Origin of the sequence: Staphylococcus sp. FSL W8-1270 (assembly GCF_038007165.1) — a bacterium.
In the GTDB taxonomy this organism is placed as follows: domain Bacteria; phylum Bacillota; class Bacilli; order Staphylococcales; family Staphylococcaceae; genus Staphylococcus; species Staphylococcus hominis.
The window spans coordinates 2064271-2082483 of sequence record NZ_JBBOWQ010000001.1; the positions used below are offsets into that span (position 1 = coordinate 2064271).

The 18213-nt window shown below is 35.0% G+C and carries 18 protein-coding genes and 1 other annotated feature; all 18 genes read right to left on the reverse strand.

The genetic code is table 11. The features are described from left to right. Positions 1–144: 144 nt before the first annotated feature. Complete coding sequence (gene fusA, locus NSU06_RS10330; RefSeq protein WP_017175320.1) at positions 145–2226, reverse strand: elongation factor G; 2082 nt, start codon at positions 2224–2226, stop codon at positions 145–147. A 121-nt stretch (positions 2227–2347) separates the two neighbouring features. After that, positions 2348–2818 carry a 30S ribosomal protein S7 gene (gene rpsG / locus NSU06_RS10335; RefSeq protein WP_001137495.1) on the reverse strand — a complete coding sequence of 157 codons (471 nt, stop codon included), beginning with the start codon at positions 2816–2818 and terminating at the stop codon, positions 2348–2350. A 69-nt stretch (positions 2819–2887) separates the two neighbouring features. Next, on the reverse strand, positions 2888–3301 hold the full coding sequence (gene rpsL / locus NSU06_RS10340; RefSeq protein WP_016931318.1) for a 30S ribosomal protein S12: 414 nt from the start codon (positions 3299–3301) through the stop codon (positions 2888–2890). Positions 3302–3390: 89 nt separating this feature from the next. Then, positions 3391–3651, reverse strand: a complete 261-nt coding sequence (locus tag NSU06_RS10345; RefSeq protein WP_017175319.1) for a ribosomal L7Ae/L30e/S12e/Gadd45 family protein — start codon at positions 3649–3651, stop codon at positions 3391–3393. A 147-nt stretch (positions 3652–3798) separates the two neighbouring features. Beyond that, on the reverse strand, positions 3799–7392 hold the full coding sequence (gene rpoC / locus NSU06_RS10350) for a DNA-directed RNA polymerase subunit beta' (protein WP_161795359.1): 3594 nt from the start codon (positions 7390–7392) through the stop codon (positions 3799–3801). 189 nt (positions 7393–7581) lie between these two features. Beyond that, positions 7582–11133, reverse strand: a complete 3552-nt coding sequence (gene rpoB, locus NSU06_RS10355; protein WP_002449020.1) for a DNA-directed RNA polymerase subunit beta — start codon at positions 11131–11133, stop codon at positions 7582–7584. A gap of 203 nt (positions 11134–11336) precedes the next feature. Next, complete coding sequence (locus tag NSU06_RS10360) at positions 11337–11945, reverse strand: class I SAM-dependent methyltransferase (RefSeq protein ID WP_019835677.1); 609 nt, start codon at positions 11943–11945, stop codon at positions 11337–11339. A 171-nt stretch (positions 11946–12116) separates the two neighbouring features. Beyond that, complete coding sequence (gene rplL, locus NSU06_RS10365) at positions 12117–12485, reverse strand: 50S ribosomal protein L7/L12 (RefSeq protein ID WP_002488409.1); 369 nt, start codon at positions 12483–12485, stop codon at positions 12117–12119. A gap of 39 nt (positions 12486–12524) precedes the next feature. Beyond that, positions 12525–13025 (reverse strand): 50S ribosomal protein L10, encoded by a 501-nt coding sequence (rplJ, locus tag NSU06_RS10370; protein ID WP_002449049.1) that lies wholly within the window; start codon positions 13023–13025, stop codon positions 12525–12527. Between the two features lie 30 nt (positions 13026–13055). Then, positions 13056–13209, reverse strand: a sequence feature (ribosomal protein L10 leader region). A 128-nt stretch (positions 13210–13337) separates the two neighbouring features. Beyond that, entirely contained in the window at positions 13338–14033 is a 696-nt protein-coding gene (gene rplA, locus NSU06_RS10375; protein ID WP_017175315.1) for a 50S ribosomal protein L1, read from the reverse strand. 206 nt (positions 14034–14239) lie between these two features. Then, positions 14240–14662 (reverse strand): 50S ribosomal protein L11, encoded by a 423-nt coding sequence (gene rplK, locus NSU06_RS10380; protein ID WP_001832298.1) that lies wholly within the window; start codon positions 14660–14662, stop codon positions 14240–14242. A 186-nt stretch (positions 14663–14848) separates the two neighbouring features. Further along, positions 14849–15397, reverse strand: coding sequence for a transcription termination/antitermination protein NusG (gene nusG, locus NSU06_RS10385; protein ID WP_017175314.1), 549 nt, complete (start codon positions 15395–15397; stop codon positions 14849–14851). Positions 15398–15414: 17 nt separating this feature from the next. Beyond that, a complete protein-coding gene (gene secE, locus NSU06_RS10390) occupies positions 15415–15615 on the reverse strand; it encodes a preprotein translocase subunit SecE (RefSeq protein ID WP_017175313.1) in 201 nt (66 codons plus the stop codon). Positions 15616–15658: 43 nt separating this feature from the next. After that, positions 15659–15802, reverse strand: coding sequence for a 50S ribosomal protein L33 (gene rpmG / locus NSU06_RS10395; RefSeq protein ID WP_049336738.1), 144 nt, complete (start codon positions 15800–15802; stop codon positions 15659–15661). Positions 15803–15882: 80 nt separating this feature from the next. Beyond that, positions 15883–16473: a sigma-70 family RNA polymerase sigma factor gene (locus NSU06_RS10400; RefSeq protein WP_017175312.1), complete on the reverse strand. Its 591-nt coding sequence runs from the start codon at positions 16471–16473 to the stop codon at positions 15883–15885. Positions 16474–16540: 67 nt separating this feature from the next. Next, complete coding sequence (locus NSU06_RS10405; protein ID WP_017175311.1) at positions 16541–17071, reverse strand: NYN domain-containing protein; 531 nt, start codon at positions 17069–17071, stop codon at positions 16541–16543. After that, positions 17068–17817 (reverse strand): 23S rRNA (guanosine(2251)-2'-O)-methyltransferase RlmB, encoded by a 750-nt coding sequence (rlmB, locus tag NSU06_RS10410; RefSeq protein ID WP_037541103.1) that lies wholly within the window; start codon positions 17815–17817, stop codon positions 17068–17070. The genes NSU06_RS10405 and rlmB overlap by 4 nt, the downstream gene beginning before the upstream one ends. An 8-nt stretch (positions 17818–17825) precedes the next feature. Beyond that, a complete protein-coding gene (locus NSU06_RS10415; RefSeq protein ID WP_017175309.1) occupies positions 17826–18212 on the reverse strand; it encodes a Mini-ribonuclease 3 in 387 nt (128 codons plus the stop codon). Position 18213: the final 1 nt, after the last annotated feature.

The following is an 18213-nucleotide window of genomic DNA, read 5'->3' on the forward strand; positions in this document are numbered from 1 at the left end:
CATGAGACATAATGATTGTTCTAAAAAGAATTCATAGTTCTTTTATAATGCATTTTGGATAAAAAATCAATTCATAAAGATGAATGCTTAATTAATAAGCTCAAGCTGTATTTTACCTAGATTTACTAGTTAAAACAAGTTATATTATTCACCTTTATTTTTTTTGATGATTTCTTCAGCAATTGATTTTGGAACTTCTGCATAATGGTCAAAGTACATAGTGTAAGTACCGCGACCTTGAGTGTTAGAACGTAATGAAGTTGCGTAACCAAACATTTCTGAAAGTGGTACATAAGCGTTAACAACTTGTGCGTTACCACGTGGTTCCATACCATCAACACGTCCACGACGAGCTGTTACGTCACCCATGATATCGCCCATGTATTCTTCAGGCATTTCGATTGTAACTTTCATCATTGGTTCTAAGATAACTGGATCACATTTCTTAGCAGCTTCTTTAAGTGCTAATGATGCAGCAATTTTGAAGGCCATTTCTGATGAATCGACATCATGGTATGAACCATCAAATAATTTAGCTTTAACATCAATTAATGGATAACCAGCTAATACACCGTTTTCCATAGCATCTTTAAGACCAGCTTCAACTGATGGAATGTATTCACGAGGAACTACACCACCAACGATAGCGTTTTCGAATTCGAAACCTGCGCCAGTTTCATTTGGAGTGAATTCAATATGAACATCACCATATTGTCCACGACCACCTGATTGACGAGAGAATTTACCCTGAACTTGAGCAGATTGTTTAAATGTTTCACGATATGAAACCATTGGTGCACCTACGTTACATTCAACGTTGAATTCTTTTTTCATACGGTCTACTAAGATATCTAAGTGTAACTCACCCATACCACCGATGATAACTTGTCCAGTTTCTTCGTCAGTATGTGCATGGAAAGTAGGGTCTTCTTCTTGTAATTTAACTAAAGCTTGAGTCATTTTATCTTGGTCAGCTTTAGACTTAGGTTCTACTGATAAGTGAATAACTGGTTCTGGGAATTCCATTGATTCCAAGATAATGTCATTTTTCTCACCACATAAAGTGTCACCAGTACCTGTTTCTTTAAGACCTACAGCTGCAGCGATATCTCCTGAGTAAACAGTGTCAATTTCTTGACGAGAGTTCGCATGCATTTGTAATAAACGACCTACACGTTCACGTTTATCTTTTGTTGAGTTTTTAACGTATGAACCAGATGTTAACGTACCTGAATATACACGGAAGAAAGTTAATTTACCAACATAAGGGTCAGTCATAACTTTGAAAGCTAACGCTGCGAATTCAGCATTATCGTCAGCTTTTGCAATGACTTCTTCATCAGGATTTTCAGCACGATGACCTACGATAGGTTTAACATCTAATGGTGATGGTAAGTAATCAATTACTGCATTAAGCATTAATTGAACACCTTTGTTTTTGAATGCTGTACCACAAAGTACTGGGTAGAATTCTACGTCAGTAGTTGCTTGACGGATAGCATTTTTTAATTCAGCTACTGAAATTTCTTCGTCACCAAGATATTTTTCCATTAATTCGTCGCTAGTTTCTGCAACTGCTTCGATTAAGTTAGAACGAGCTTCTTCTGCTCTTTCTTTGTGATCTTCAGGAATTTCAATTTCTTCAATTTCTGTACCTAAGTCATTTGTATATTTGAAACATTTCATTTCAACTAAGTCAATGATTGCTTCAAATTCATCTTCGGCACCAATTGGTAATTGGATAGGTGCTGCATTTGCTTGTAAGCGATCATGTAATGTACTTACTGAATACTCAAAGTTTGCACCAAGTTTATCCATTTTGTTAACGAATACAATACGAGGAACACCATAAGTAGTAGCTTGACGCCAAACAGTTTCAGTTTGAGGTTCTACACCTGATTGAGCATCAAGTACAGTAACCGCACCGTCAAGTACACGTAATGAACGTTCAACTTCTACAGTGAAGTCTACGTGTCCTGGTGTATCGATAATGTTAACACGGTGGTCTTTCCAAGAAGCTGTTGTTGCAGCTGATGTGATTGTAATACCACGATCTTGTTCTTGTTCCATCCAGTCCATTTGTGAAGCACCTTCATGTGTTTCACCAATTTTGTGGATACGACCTGTATAATAAAGAATACGTTCAGTCGTTGTAGTTTTACCAGCATCGATGTGAGCCATGATACCGATGTTACGAGTGTTTTTCAAAGAAAATTCTCTAGCCATTGTTTTTCTCCTTCCAGTTATTACTGAATAAGTACTATAGAATATGGCGATGCCCTAAGCATGAACCATTTTACTTGGTAAACCAATATGACGGAACACACTCAGGGTTAAAGCTTCAATCTTACCAACGATAGTGAGCGAATGCTTTGTTCGCTTCAGCCATTTTGTGAGTGTCCTCACGTTTTTTGACTGCACCACCTGTATTGTTAGCAGCATCTAAGATTTCGTTAGCTAAACGATCTTCCATAGTTTTTTCACCACGAAGACGAGCGTAGTTTACTAACCAACGTAATCCTAAAGTTGTACGACGTTCTGGGCGCACCTCAACAGGTACTTGGTAGTTTGAACCACCTACACGACGCGCTTTTACTTCTAATACTGGCATAATGTTGTTAATAGCTTCTTCGAATACTTCTAAAGCATCACGACCACTGCGTTGTTCTACAAGGTCAAATGCAGAATAAAGAATTCTTTGTGCTGTTCCGCGTTTACCATCTAACATAATTTTGTTAATTAATTTTGTAACTAACTTAGAGTTATGAATTGGATCTGGTAATACGTCTCTTTTAGGTACTGATCCTTTACGAGGCATTATAAAGTCCTCCCTTCCTATTATAATATATTCTTAAAAATTGATAGTAAAATTTACACAATCTTAAACTTAATTTTTAGGTTTTTTAGTTCCGTATAATGAACGTCCTTGTCTACGTCCATCTACACCTGAAGTATCAAGTGCACCACGTACAATATGGTAACGCACACCAGGTAAGTCTTTTACACGTCCACCACGTACAAGTACAACACTGTGTTCTTGTAAGTTATGGCCGATACCAGGAATGTATGCGTTGATTTCAATGTTGTTTGATAAACGCACACGAGCGTATTTACGTAACGCTGAGTTAGGTTTTTTAGGTGTCATTGTACCTACACGAGTACAAACACCACGTTTTTGAGGTGAGTTTAAGTTAGTAAATTGTTTCTTTTTACTATTGAAACCTCTGTTTAACGCTGGTGAATCTGATTTTTTAGATTTACTTTGTCTAGGTTTACGTACTAATTGATTAATAGTTGGCATTGAATGTCCTCCTCTCTTCATTTTTTAATTCCACACATCCAGGTGGTTCATTTTTAGGTTAAATAAAATTTAGTAAGTGTAAAAACTTACTAATTCTCATTCAATAACGCAACAATTGTCGCATTAACATTAATACCTACTGCTTTTCCTAAAGCCGATTTGCTTTCGAAATAAGTAATCGGTATGCTTTTATGATTGATTTGGCTAAATACTTGAGCTAATAAGTATATCTCAACATCTTTAGCAATAATCAATGATGCAACTTGATCTTTTTTCAACGCTTTTAACGTTTGTTTAAGACCAACTACAAAATGTTGTTTGTTAAAGCGTGCAACTTTTTCATTAGACATTAAATATCCTCCAAAGTTCTGCTTGCATCAACCTTTACAATAATAACACTTTATATAATAATTAGTCAACATTTTTTATCATTTTCTGTAAATATTAAAAGAAAAGAACTTGGAACAAATTAAAGTTCCAAGTTACTTTCACATTAATTACTCAGTCACTTCTGCTTCGTCAGCTTCAGCAACTGGAGTACCCACTTTATCGTATTTAACGTCACTATAACGTCTCATACCTGTACCAGCTGGGATAAGTTTACCGATAATAACATTCTCTTTAAGTCCAAGTAAGTCATCGCGTTTACCTTTAATAGCAGCATCAGTAAGTACACGAGTAGTTTCTTGGAATGAAGCCGCAGATAAGAAGCTTTCTGTTTCAAGAGATGCTTTAGTAATACCAAGTAATACTGGTTTTGCAGTAGCTGGGCGTTTACGTTCTTTAAACGCTTCTCTATTTGCATCAGTAAAGTTATGAATATCTACTAATGAACCTGGTAGAAGTTTAGTGTCACCAGCTTCAATAATTCTTACTTTACGTAACATTTGTCTAACCATTACTTCAACGTGTTTATCATCAATTTCTACACCTTGCATACGATAAACTTTTTGCACTTCTTTAAGTAAGTAGCTTTCAGTCGCGTTTAAACCAGCAACAGCTAAGAAGTTCTTAGGTTCAATAGAACCTTCAGTTAATACTTCTCCACGTTCTACTGATTGGCCGATTTCTACTTTAATTCTTGAAGTACCTGAAGCAAGATAAGATCTTGTTTCATTAGCGCCTTTAATCACAATTTCTTGTTGGCGATCTTTTGCTAATTTAATATCTTCAACGACACCTTCGATTTCAGTAATTACCGCTTGACCTTTAGGGTTACGTGCTTCAAAGATCTCTTGGATACGAGGAAGACCTTGAGTGATATCGCTTCCTGCTACCCCACCTGTATGGAAGGTACGCATTGTAAGTTGAGTACCAGGCTCACCAATTGATTGAGCGGCAATAGTACCAACTGCTTCACCTACTTCAACTTTTTCACCTGTAGCAAGGTTTTTACCGTAACATTTTTCACATACACCATGACGAGTATTACATGTAAATGCTGAACGGATATACATTTTTTCAATACCTGCATCTGTAATTTTCTTAGCAATTTCAGGTGTGATTAATTCATCAGGACGAATAATGATTTCATCCGTTTCAGGATGACGAATTGTTTCTTTAGAATAACGGCCTTCAATACGTTCGATAAATGGTTCAATCATTTCTGTACCTTCTTTAATATCAGAAACTAATAAACCACGGTCCGTACCACAATCTTCTTCACGAACGATAACATCTTGTGCAACATCAACAAGACGACGAGTAAGATAACCTGAATCGGCTGTTTTAAGTGCTGTATCGGCAAGACCTTTACGCGCACCATGAGTTGAGATGAAGTATTCTAATACTGTTAAACCTTCACGGAATGATGAAGTAATTGGTAACTCAATAATTTTACCTGATGGCGCAGCCATTAATCCACGCATACCGGCTAATTGTGTGAAGTTAGATGCGTTACCACGGGCACCTGAGTCACTCATCATAAAGATTGGGTTTGTTTTTTCAAGTGATTGCATTAATTCGCCTTGAATTTGATCTTTAGCATCTGTCCAAATTTCAACAACTGCATTGTAACGTTCATCTTCAGTGATTAAACCACGATTAAATTGTTTAGATACACGTTCTACTAATTTTTCGTGTTCATCTAAAATTTGTTGTTTATCTGGAAGTACTACGATATCAGATACACCAACTGTAATACCAGCTTTAGATGAGAACTTGAATCCTAAGTCTTTCATGCGATCAAGCATCATTGATGTATCTGTGATGCTAAATCTGTTAAATACTTCAGCAATAATATTACCTAAGAATTTTTTGTTGAAAGGTGCAGTAAGTTCTTGCTCTTCGAAGTAAGCTTTAAGACCACCTTCACCTAATTGTGTTGGATCAACAAAATATTTATCAGGTGTTTTATCTTCTAAGTTTTCTTGAGTAGGCTCATTAATATATGCAAATGAATCTGGAATGATTTCATTAAAGATCACTTTACCTACAGAAGTAGCTAAAATTTTATTATTTTGTTCTTCTGTAAATGTAGGGTTATTAAGTGAACGCGCATGTAAACCTATACGAGTGTGTAGATGAACATAACCATTTGCATATGCTTTAAGTACTTCATTTGTATCATTAAAGATTATACCAGTATTTACAGCATCTTTACGTTCTAAAGTTAAGTAATAGTTACCTAATACCATATCTTGTGATGGTGTAACAACTGGTTTACCATCTTTAGGGTTCAAGATATTTTGTGCCGCTAACATTAACATACGTGCTTCAGCTTGTGCTTCTTTAGATAATGGTACGTGTACCGCCATTTGGTCACCATCAAAGTCAGCGTTATAAGCTGTTGTTACAAGTGGATGTAAACGGATTGCACGCCCTTCTACTAAAGTAGGTTCGAAAGCTTGAATACCTAATCTGTGAAGCGTTGGCGCACGGTTAAGTAATACTGGGTGTTCTTTAATGACATCTTCTAATACATCCCATACTTCATCATCCATGCGTTCAATTTTACTTTTCGCATTTTTAATGTTTGTTGCGATTTCACGTTGAACTAATTCTTTCATGACGAAAGGTTTAAATAATTCAAGTGCCATTTCTTTTGGAAGACCACATTGATACATTTTTAAGTTTGGTCCTACCGCGATAACTGAACGACCTGAGTAGTCAACACGTTTACCAAGTAAGTTTTGACGGAAACGACCTTGTTTACCTTTTAACATATGTGATAAAGATTTCAATGGTCTATTACCTGGACCAGTTACTGGACGACCACGACGACCATTATCGATTAGTGCATCTACTGCTTCTTGTAACATACGTTTTTCGTTTTGAACGATGATACCAGGAGCACCAAGATCTAATAAACGTTTCAAACGATTATTACGGTTAATAACACGACGATATAAATCATTTAAATCACTTGTTGCAAAACGTCCACCATCTAATTGAACCATAGGACGAATTTCTGGTGGAATAATTGGTAGTACATCTAAAATCATCCATGAAGGATTATTTCCAGAATTTCTAAATGATTCCACAACTTCTAAACGTTTAATTGCACGTGTTAATCTTTGTCCAGTTGCTGATTCTAATTCATCACGTAATGCTTTTAATTCTTCATCTAAGTCAATTTCTTCTAATAGGTCTTTAATACCTTCTGCACCCATTTTTGCTACAAATTGACCTGGGTATTTATCATAATATTCTCTGAATTCAGCTTCAGATAATAATGATTTTTTCTCTAATCCAGTTGGACCTGGATCTACAACCACATAAGAAGCAAAATAAATAACTTCTTCTAATGATCTTGGAGACATATCTAATAAAAGACCCATACGACTTGGGATACCTTTAAAGTACCAAATGTGAGAAACAGGTGCTGCTAATTCAATATGACCCATTCTTTCACGACGAACTTTAGATTTTGTGACTTCTACACCACAACGGTCACAAACCATGCCTTTGTAGCGTACACGTTTGTACTTACCACAACTACACTCCCAGTCTTTTGTAGGTCCAAAAATTCTTTCACAGAAAAGACCATCTTTCTCAGGTTTCAAAGTACGATAGTTAATTGTTTCTGGTTTTTTCACTTCACCATATGACCAAGAACGGATTTTTTCAGGTGAGGCTAAACCGATTTTCATATAATGGAAATTATTTACATCAATCAAGGAGCCTACCTCCTTCAATTTAGATTAGCTGTGCTATTTGATTGATTTACATTTACTGAAACTGACATCACATACATAAGATGCACATCAGTGCGCAATCTAAATCTTGATGAGATTAAAATTACGCAACTCATGTTTATTCATCTTAAATTTATAATTTTATTATTCGTTAGTTTCTTTTTGAGTTTCTGGAACATCTTTTTGTTGTAAATCTACTTTGCGCTCAGTTGCATCTTCATCATCAACATCGGCCATTTCGATTTCATTATCATGTTCATCCATAACTTTTACATCTAAACCTAAACTTTGTAATTCTTTCATCAATACTCGGAATGATTCAGGAACACTTGGTCTTGAAATGTTTTCACCTTTAACGATAGATTCGTATGTTTTAACACGACCTACAGTATCGTCAGATTTATAAGTTAAGATTTCTTGTAATGTGTATGCTGCACCATAAGCTTCAAGTGCCCATACCTCCATCTCACCGAAACGTTGTCCACCGAATTGTGCTTTACCGCCAAGTGGTTGTTGTGTAACAAGTGAGTAAGGTCCAGTTGAACGCGCATGCAATTTATCGTCAACCATGTGAGCAAGTTTAAGCATATACATTACTCCAACAGAAATACGATTATCGAATGGTTCACCAGTACGTCCATCATATAATACTGTTTTACCATCACGTGCCATACCAGCCTCTTCGATTGTAGACCATACATCATCGTCGTTTGCACCATCGAATACTGGAGAAGCAACATGAATACCTAAGTTTTTAGCAGCCATACCTAAATGTAACTCTAAAACTTGTCCAATGTTCATACGTGATGGTACACCTAGTGGGTTTAACATGATATCGATTGGACGTCCATCTGGTAAGTAAGGCATATCTTCTTCAGGAACAATCTTAGAGATAACCCCTTTGTTACCATGACGACCACACATTTTATCCCCAACATGGATTTTACGTTTTTGAACGATATATACACGAACAAGTTGGTTCACACCTGGTGATAAAGTATCATCGCCTTCTTCACGATTAAATACTTTAACGTCTAGAACGATACCACCTGCACCATGTGGCACACGTAATGAAGTATCGCGAACTTCTCTTGCTTTTTCACCAAAGATAGCGTGTAATAATCGTTCTTCTGCAGTTAATTCTGTGACACCTTTTGGCGTTACTTTACCAACTAAGATATCTCCATCTTTAACTTCTGCACCGACGTATATAATACCACGATCGTCTAAGTTTTTAAGTGCATTTTCAGAAACGTTAGGAATATCACGTGTAATTTCTTCAGGTCCTAATTTAGTATCACGTGCTTCAGATTCGTATTCTTCAATATGAATTGAAGTATATACATCGTCTTTAACTAATCGTTCACTCATGATAACGGCATCCTCATAGTTATATCCGTCCCAAGTCATGAAACCTACAACGACGTTACGACCTAATGCCATTTCTCCTAATTCCATTGAAGGACCATCAGCTAAAATTTCATTGTATTCTACAACGTCACCTACAGAAACGATTGGACGTTGGTTATAACAAGTACCAGAGTTTGAACGTTTAAATTTAGCTAATGGGTAACGGTCTAATTCGCCTTCATGTTCAGTTCCATTTTCCTCAACTAAACGACGAACTAGGATTTCATTAGACTCAACATGTTCAACACGACCTCTATGTTTTGCAGTAATTGCTGCACCAGAGTCACGAGCTGCCACATGTTCCATACCTGTACCCACAAATGGAGCTTCAGGATTCATCAATGGTACTGCTTGACGTTGCATGTTCGCACCCATTAACGCACGGTTAGAGTCATCGTTTTCAAGGAATGGGATACAAGCTGTCGCTGCTGATACTACTTGTTTAGGTGATACATCCATGTAGTCCATTTTTTCTTTTGCCATAACAGTATTGTTACCACGGAAACGACATACCACTTCATCATCTAGGAAACGACCATTTTCATCTAAACGAGAATTGGCTTGTGCAACTACATAGCTATCTTCTTCATCAGCAGTTAAATAATCAATTTGATCAGTAATTGAATTTGTATCAATATCTACTTTACGATATGGTGTTTCGATAAAACCAAATTCATTTACACGTGCATAACTAGATAATGAGTTAATTAAACCAATGTTTGGTCCCTCTGGTGTCTCAATTGGACACATACGACCATAGTGAGAATAGTGTACGTCACGAACTTCCATTTGTGCACGTTCACGTGTTAAACCACCAGGTCCTAAAGCAGAAAGACGACGTTTATGTGTTAACTCTGCTAATGGGTTAGCTTGGTCCATGAATTGAGACAATTGAGAACTACCAAAGAATTCTTTAATTGAAGCAATTACAGGTCTAATATTAATTAATTGTTGTGGTGTAATTGAATCAGTATCTTGAATAGACATTCTTTCGCGAACGACACGTTCCATTCTAGATAAACCAATTCGGAATTGGTTTTGTAACAGTTCACCTACTGAACGTAAACGACGATTACCTAAATGGTCAATATCATCTGTATAACCAATACCATTCAATAAGTTAAAGAAATAACTCATTGAGGCAATAATATCTGCTGGTGTAATACATTTCACTTCTGAATCAGGTAATGCATTACCAATCACTGTTGTAGTGCGTTCTTCTTCATCATTTGGAACATACACTTTAATTGATTGAATTTCTACAGGTTCATCAATAACGCTACCTTCTAACTCGAACACTTCACTGTTTGCATTTGACTCTAAAACATTCATAATTTCGTCTAATTTACGACGATCTAAAACTGTTCCTTCTTCAGCAACAATTTCACCTGTTTCGCTGTCAACGATTGGTTCAGCTAATTTTTGGTTAAATAAACGATGTTTTAGGTGTAACTTTTTATTTGTTTTATAGCGACCAACACTTGCTAAATCATAGCGTTTAGGGTCGAAGAAACGTGAATATAATAAGCTTTTTGCGTTTTCAACTGTTGGTGGTTCACCAGGACGTAAACGTTCATAGATTTCTAATAAAGCTTGTTCAGTATTTTCAGTACTATCTTTTTCAAGCGTATTACGTAAGTATTCACTATCTCCTAATAAATCGATAATTTCTTGATCACTAGAGAATCCTAAAGCACGTAATAATACTGTTAAAGGTAATTTACGTGTTCTATCAATTCGAACGTAAACGATGTCTTTAGCATCTGTTTCATATTCTAACCACGCGCCACGGTTTGGAATAATCGTTGCGTCGTAATTTTCACGTCCATTTTTATCTATTTTTTCATTAAAATATACTGATGGTGAACGTACTAATTGTGAAACGATAACACGTTCTGCACCATTAATTACGAACGTACCAGTATCCGTCATCAATGGGAAGTCACCCATGAAAACTTCTTGTTCTTTAACTTCACCAGTTTCTTTGATAATGAGACGTACTTTAACACGAAGAGGTGCAGCATAAGTAGCGTCACGGTTTTTTGATTCTTCTAAATCATATTTTGGTTCACCTAATCTATAATCCACAAATTCTAAAGATAGGTTTCCAGTGAAATCTTCAATTGGTGAAATATCACGGAACATTTCTAATAAACCTTCTTTTAAGAACCAGTCATAAGATTTAGTTTGAATTTCTATTAAGTTAGGTAATTCTAATACTTCTGAAATTCTCGCATAATTTCTACGTTTACGATGTCTTCCATATTGGACAACTTGACCTGCCAAACAGATTCACCCCTCAAATATTGTGTTGAACTTATACATAAAATTTCACATAACAAGACAAAAAGAAAACGGCAACACAATTGATGACACCATTTTCGATTCTTCTCTTATTCTTGTTTATCGTGCTCAATTTGCGTAAAAGTACACACTTGTTGAACATAAATTTTTACATTTTATAACTATATCAGAATACCATTTTGAAATCAACCTTTTTGGCTCTTCAATATATAGTACCCTTTACTTTTGTTCACAGTTTCTACATTATTAAATATTTCTTCCATTTTCTTTTTAGCAGAAGCCATACCTTGCTTTTTCTGAATGACAACATAGAGTTCACCTTGATTTTTTAGCTTTTGATATGCTTCTTCAAAGATTCGATGAACAACATTTTTCCCAGCTCTAATTGGTGGATTTGTTAATACAAAGTCAAAGTATTCATTCTCAACTTGTGACAGACCATCACTTTCTGTAATGATGACATTATCAATTTGATTTTGCTTTTTGTTCTTTTCAGCTAAATGTAAAGCTCGATGATTCACATCCACCATAGTCATTTGATGGTGTGGTGACACTTTAGCAATCATTAAACCAATAGGACCATAACCACAGCCAACATCAATGATACGTTTACTTGGACCTGGTGGATGTTCATTTAAAAACGTTCGTACTAATAAATCAGACCCAAAATCTACTTTTCCTTTTGAAAAAACGCCCGCATCTGTCGTTAGTTTTAACTGAGATTTATGATAAAAGTATTGAATTGTTTTTTCATCACTTTGTACTTCAGGATTTTCATCATAGTAGTGACTCATGATTTCACCTCTTTATTTGTTCATCTATTTGATTAGAAAATGAATTAAAACCCCGTTATCAACAATAACGGGGTTTTAATTTCTCAAAGAATGCAAGTAATCATTAACGCTTTCACTCTAAAGTGACTAAGTTAAAATGATTTACTTATATATTAAGTTAAGATACTAGAATTATTTTAATTCTACAGTAGCTCCAACTTCTTCTAATTGTTCTTTAAGTTTTTCAGCATCTTCTTTAGCAACAGCTTCTTTGATTACTTTAGGAGCGTTGTCTACTAATTCTTTAGCGTCTTTTAAGCCTAAGCCAGTTGCTTCTTTAACTGCTTTAACAACTTTGATTTTTGAAGATCCAGCTGAAGTTAATTCAACGTCAAATTCAGTTTTTTCTGCGCCAGCGTCTCCGCCACCAGCTGCACCAGCTGCTGCTACAGGAGCTGCTGCTGTTACACCAAATTCTTCTTCAATTGCTTTTACTAAATCGTTTAATTCTAATACTGACATTTCTTTAATTGCTTCAATGATTTGTTCTTGATTAGCCATTTTATTATTCCTCCATTTATTTTAAAATTTTATGCGCAATTATTCAGCGCTTTCTTCTTTTTGTTCTCCAACAGCTTTAACCGCATAAGCGAAGTTGCGTACTGGAGCTTGTAATACTGATAAAAGCATAGATACAAGACCATCGTGTGAAGGTAATGAACCAACAGTTTTAACTTCTTCTGCTGAGATAACGTTACCTTCCATAACGCCTGTTTTAATTTCTAAAGCTTCATGTTCTTTAGCAAATCCTGAGATCACTTTCGCTGGAGCAACTACATCATCAGTAGTTGTAGCGATAGCTGTAGGACCAGTTAAGAATTCATCTAAGCCTTCGATACCTGCTTTTTCAGCTGCACGACGAACTAATGTGTTTTTGTATACTTTATACTCAACACCAGCTTCACGTAATTGAGCACGTAAATCAGTTACTTCCGCAACAGTTAAACCACGGTAGTCCACAATAACAGTTGAAACTGAATTTTTAAGTTGTTCAGCGATAACGTCAACTTGTTGTTTTTTAGCTTCAATAATAGCAGACATTCAGACACCTCCATTTTTATTTTTGGTGCTTTTTTAATAAAAAAAGCACTTTCTACCCACGGCAAAAAGTGCTTGAAAGATCATTATAATAATCATCACGTTCAAGTCAATTTTAGCCTCGGTAGGATATTGTTTTAAGTTAAAAATTAACTCCTACTGTCTTAGGTAAAATAATCACAATAAATAATATAACTTGTTTATTGTGATATGTCAATTGTTTTTTTAAAAAAAGACTGGAAGAAAATGTATCTTATCTTTTTCAAAATAAGCAATTATTATCTACCAGTCTATAATCTATTAATATATTTAAAATTAAAGTTTAAATGCTGAAGTATCTACTTTAACTCCAGGACCCATTGTTGTAGTTACAGCAACAGATTTGAAGTAAGTACCTTTAGCAGATGCTGGTTTAGCTTTAGCTAAAACATCTTGTAAAGCATTAAAGTTTTCAACTAATTTTTCTTCGTCGAAAGATACTTTACCAATCGTAGCATGTACGATACCTGCTTTTTCAGCACGATATTCAACTTTACCAGCTTTAATTTCTTCTACAGCTTTTTTAACGTCCATAGTTACTGTACCAGTTTTAGGGTTTGGCATTAAACCTTTAGGTCCTAATACACGACCTAATTTACCAACTTCACCCATCATGTCAGGTGTAGCTACTACTACGTCAAAGTCGAACCAACCTTGTTGGATTTTTTGAGCATATTCAGATTCACCTACGTAATCTGCGCCTGCTTCTTCTGCTTCTGTAATTTTATCACCTTTAGCGAAAACTAATACACGTTGTGATTTACCAGTACCGTTTGGTAGCACTACTGCACCACGGATTTGTTGGTCATTTTTACGTGTATCAATACCTAAACGGAATGCTACTTCAACTGATGCATCAAAGTTAGCGATACTAGTTTCTTTAGCTAATTTAATTGCTTCTTCAACACTATAGTATTTAGTACGGTCAACTTTATTAGCTGCTTCTTGATACTTTTTACCTTTTTTAGCCATTTATTGTTCCTCCTTTAGTGGTTTTAGCGGAATTTCCTCCCACGCTTACTTGTGTGATTTACACAAGTTAAGAGCAGATAACAGATGATGTCAATAATAAATATTAATTTACTAAAGACTAATCATAGACAATATATGTTGTCGTTTCTGTTACCTGCTATCGTCTATCAGTTTATTTCAAATTCAAACTAATTTTCATTTAATAATTATTGTACAGTGATACCCATACTACGTGCAGTACCTTCGATAATACGCATAGCTGCTTCTTCGTCTGCAGCGTTTAAGTCTTGCATTTTTGTTTGAGCAATTTCACGTACTTGATCTTTAGTTACTGTAGCAACTTTAGTTTTGTTTGGTTCACCAGAACCTTTTTCAACGCCAGCTGCTTTTTTAAGTAGTACTGGAGCCGGTGGAGTTTTAGTAATGAATGTAAATGAACGATCTTCATATACACTGATTTCTACCGGAATGATTAAACCTGCTTGTTCTTGTGTACGTGCATTGAATTCTTTACAGAATCCCATGATGTTCACACCTGCTTGACCTAATGCTGGACCAACTGGTGGTGCTGGGTTCGCTTTACCTGCAGGAATTTGTAATTTAACTACTTTTTCTACTTTTTTAGCCACGATGTGCACCTCCTTGATATCGTGATGTGGTCACAGGGCTCAGTTTTGCCCTCCCACTCATAAACATTTCGTGACGAAATGAGCGTTCTAAAAACGCGACCACATTATTTTAACATTAAACTTAATTAAAAATCAATAGTAAAATTTCATCTTTTTAAGCAAATCATACTTTATAATTTAAAATGATTATAATTTTTCTATTTGATCGAATTCTACTTCGACTGGTGTTTCTCTACCAAACATATCGACTAATACAGTTAATTTAAATTTATCTGCTTCGATTTCTTGAACTTCACCAACTTGATTTGCAAATGGTCCTGATTTGATGCGGACTTGTTCACCTACATCTAATTCTACATCAATTGTTTTTTCTTTAAGTCCCATTTGTTTTAAGATAAATCTCATTTCTTCAGGAAGTAATGGATTAGGTTTTGAACCTGCACCTGCTGAACCAACAAATCCTGTGACACCTGGTGTATTACGTACAACATACCATGATTCATCTGTCATAATAAGTTCTACTAAAACATACCCAGGAAATGTCTTTTTAACTTGTTTTTTTGCTTTCCCATCTTTAACTTGTGTTTCTTCCTCTTCAGGTATGACAACTCTAAAAATTTGCTCTGTCATATTCATTGATTCTACTCTTTTTTCTAAATTCTTTTTAACTTTATTTTCATATCCAGAATACGTATGCACTGCGTACCAACGCTTAGTCCCAACTTCTTCAGACATGTTGTCACTCCTTACTCTTATCTAAATAATTCAATTAAATTACCAATACCTACGTCTAATACCCAGAAAAAGACCATAAAGAAAATTACTGTAGCTACTACAATGACAGTATATTTAAAAAGTTCTTCTTTCGTAGGCCAACTTGTTTTTTCCATTTCGCTTTTAACGCCTTGGAAGAAACTTTCTTTATTCTTACTTGCGTCTTTATCTTTAGCCATAACCTTACCTCCATGCTCTTCAAAGTATATACTTATAAACTCATTACTTTGATTCTTTATGCATCGTGTGTTCATTACATCTGGAACAATATTTCTTCAGTTGTAATCTCTTAGCTGATGTTTCTTTTTTAGGTACATTATAATTTCTGCTACCACACATTTCACAAACTAAAGGTACTTTTCTCACATCAATTCACCTTTGCTCATATTAATACCAGTATACTATACATAAACTTATAATAAACTGTCAAACTCGTACTAAAATACTTAACATTTGTATTTTAATAAATATTGTTTCATTTTTATTTTACAACGTTGAATACTATTGTAAACTACTTTATCTTTTACATTTAGTCTTTTCGCTATTTCTGATGGGGAATAATCAAGTAGAAGTAAATTTGCAACTTCTCTTTCAAACATACTTAACTTCTTAAAACTATCTATCAAGTCTTCTTTACTTAATCTAGTTAAATATAGTTCTTCCGTCCTTTTTATCATTTGATTCAAACGATATTCTACTACACATTCATTGATTAACAATTGTTGACGTTGATTAAACGCATAACGTTTTCTCCAAAAATCTTTTTTTACAGAATAAACTAAACGATTTAAATAATGTTCGAATGGAACATTCGTATTAAAATTAAATGTGTGTAAAGCTAAATATATCTTTAACGAGGTATCTTGAATTAAATCTTCCAGTTCTTGATGATCTATACCTAGCATTCTAAACTTCATCATAAGTTTAGGACGTATCACATTCATTATATTTGCGAATAACTGTTCTTTCTCCAATGTATTTTGGCTATATTGAAAAGCTTTAAATATATCTTCTAGTTGTCGAAAATGATAAGTCATATACAAAACCTTTCTTTATAAGTTAGGCACATTGTATAAGACGCATCTTTTAAATATCAAGACTGTATTATTTATGTTTTTTACCATATCCTCGTCGTATTTTTTCAAATTCTGCAAGTACATCTTTTGATAACGAAATTCGAGTTCTTGGTTTACGTTCATTAAAATCATCTACTGATTTACTAACCGTCATTGCATTCTCTTTTAAATCTCGCCACATTTCTCTAGATGAAACACGATATGCACCTGCTCCAAAAATAGCATGTTGCTCGCTCATATCGCTAGTCACTACTGTAATATGTGTCGTATGTTTATTGTATAAATTATATACATAACGCTCAATATAGCTATCTGCAGTTTCTTTTTCTTTCGTAAAAACTGTTTTAACACCATGATACATGTATTCTCTTTCTATACCAGATTGTTCATATGCATCAAATACACATACAATCTCATCAGCGACAACTGCATTGTAATTGGCAATCACATCTAAGAGTTGTTCACGTGCTTCCTCTAAACTTTCTCTTGCTACTTTACTCAATTCCCTTGATTGACCAATCATATTGTAACCATCAATAATTAGATATCTATCTTTCATTGGGTGTCTCCAATTTGATGTCGTTTTCGATAGACTTCATACATCATTAAACTAGCAGCTACAGAAGCATTTAAGCTATTAACATGGCCTACCATAGGAATTTTAATATAGAAATCACATTTATCTTTAACCAATCTACTCATACCTTGCCCTTCACTACCAATTACGATAGCCAATGGCATATCAGCAGCCATATTGCGATAATCTGTAGCATTATCCGCTTCAGCTCCTGCTACCCAATATCCATTATCTTTCAGCTCATCAATTGTTTTTGATAAATTTGTAACACGCATCACTGGGACATGTTGAATCGCACCTGTTGACGCTTTTGCGACAGTTTGTGTGAGCGCAACAGAACGTCTCTTAGGGATAATAACTCCATCTACTCCACTTGCATCTGCCGTTCTAATGATCGAACCAAGATTATGTGGGTCTTCTAAACCATCTAAAATAATTATTGTAGAAAGGCCTTCTTTTTCTTTTTGAGATTGAATAAACTGATCAAAATCTGCATATTCGTATGGTGCAATCAGTGCAGCTACACCTTGATGAGGTGCATTTGCTAAATTATCTAATTTGGATTTTGGAACAGTTTGTATAATCAATTTCTGTGCTTTAGCATTTTTTAAAATATCATTAATTTGCTGCTTTCTTATTCCTTCTTGTATCCAAATTTTATTTATTGTATGACCAGACACAATTGCTTCTTTAACAGCGTGTCTACCGACAATAACGATATCTTCCACTATGTTCACTACCTTTCATCAACAATTTGTACAATCGTATCAAGTAACGCATCTAATCGTTCATTTTGATGATCTAAATAAAGAAATCCTATAACAGCTTCTAAACCTGAACTTTTACGATACGTTTGTACATCTGTATTTTTAGCTTTCGTATAACTTTTAGCGTTACGGCCTCTTCTAACAATATCTAGTTCTTCTTCAGTAAACCATTCTTTTGTTATTAATACCTCGAGCGTTTGTGCTTGGCTTTTTGCAGACACATATTGTTTCGATACTTGGTGTAAGCGATTCGGTTTACTCTGTAATTTAAGCACAATGTATTCACGTACATGCTGGTCTAATACAGCATCTCCCATATAAGCTAACGTTAATGGGTTTAATAGCTTTGCATCCATA

Bases quoted from the DNA above. Each gene is read 5' to 3' on its own strand.
- NSU06_RS10405 (WP_017175311.1), bottom strand. From the start codon at position 17,071: ATGAAAGATAGATATCTAATTATTGATGGTTACAATATGATTGGTCAA.
- NSU06_RS10400 (WP_017175312.1), bottom strand. From the start codon at position 16,473: ATGACTTATCATTTTCGACAACTAGAAGATATATTTAAAGCTTTTCAA.
- rplJ (WP_002449049.1), bottom strand. From the start codon at position 13,025: ATGTCTGCTATTATTGAAGCTAAAAAACAACAAGTTGACGTTATCGCT.
- NSU06_RS10415 (WP_017175309.1), bottom strand. From the start codon at position 18,212: ATGGATGCAAAGCTATTAAACCCATTAACGTTAGCTTATATGGGAGAT.
- secE (WP_017175313.1), bottom strand. From the start codon at position 15,615: ATGGCTAAAGATAAAGACGCAAGTAAGAATAAAGAAAGTTTCTTCCAA.
- fusA (WP_017175320.1), bottom strand. From the start codon at position 2,226: ATGGCTAGAGAATTTTCTTTGAAAAACACTCGTAACATCGGTATCATG.
- rpsG (WP_001137495.1), bottom strand. From the start codon at position 2,818: ATGCCTCGTAAAGGATCAGTACCTAAAAGAGACGTATTACCAGATCCA.
- rplA (WP_017175315.1), bottom strand. From the start codon at position 14,033: ATGGCTAAAAAAGGTAAAAAGTATCAAGAAGCAGCTAATAAAGTTGAC.
- NSU06_RS10345 (WP_017175319.1), bottom strand. From the start codon at position 3,651: ATGTCTAATGAAAAAGTTGCACGCTTTAACAAACAACATTTTGTAGTT.
- rplL (WP_002488409.1), bottom strand. From the start codon at position 12,485: ATGGCTAATCAAGAACAAATCATTGAAGCAATTAAAGAAATGTCAGTA.
- NSU06_RS10360 (WP_019835677.1), bottom strand. From the start codon at position 11,945: ATGAGTCACTACTATGATGAAAATCCTGAAGTACAAAGTGATGAAAAA.
- rpsL (WP_016931318.1), bottom strand. From the start codon at position 3,301: ATGCCAACTATTAATCAATTAGTACGTAAACCTAGACAAAGTAAATCT.
- rpoC (WP_161795359.1), bottom strand. From the start codon at position 7,392: ATGAAAATCGGTTTAGCCTCACCTGAAAAAATCCGTTCTTGGTCATAT.
- nusG (WP_017175314.1), bottom strand. From the start codon at position 15,397: ATGTCTGAAGAAGTTGGGACTAAGCGTTGGTACGCAGTGCATACGTAT.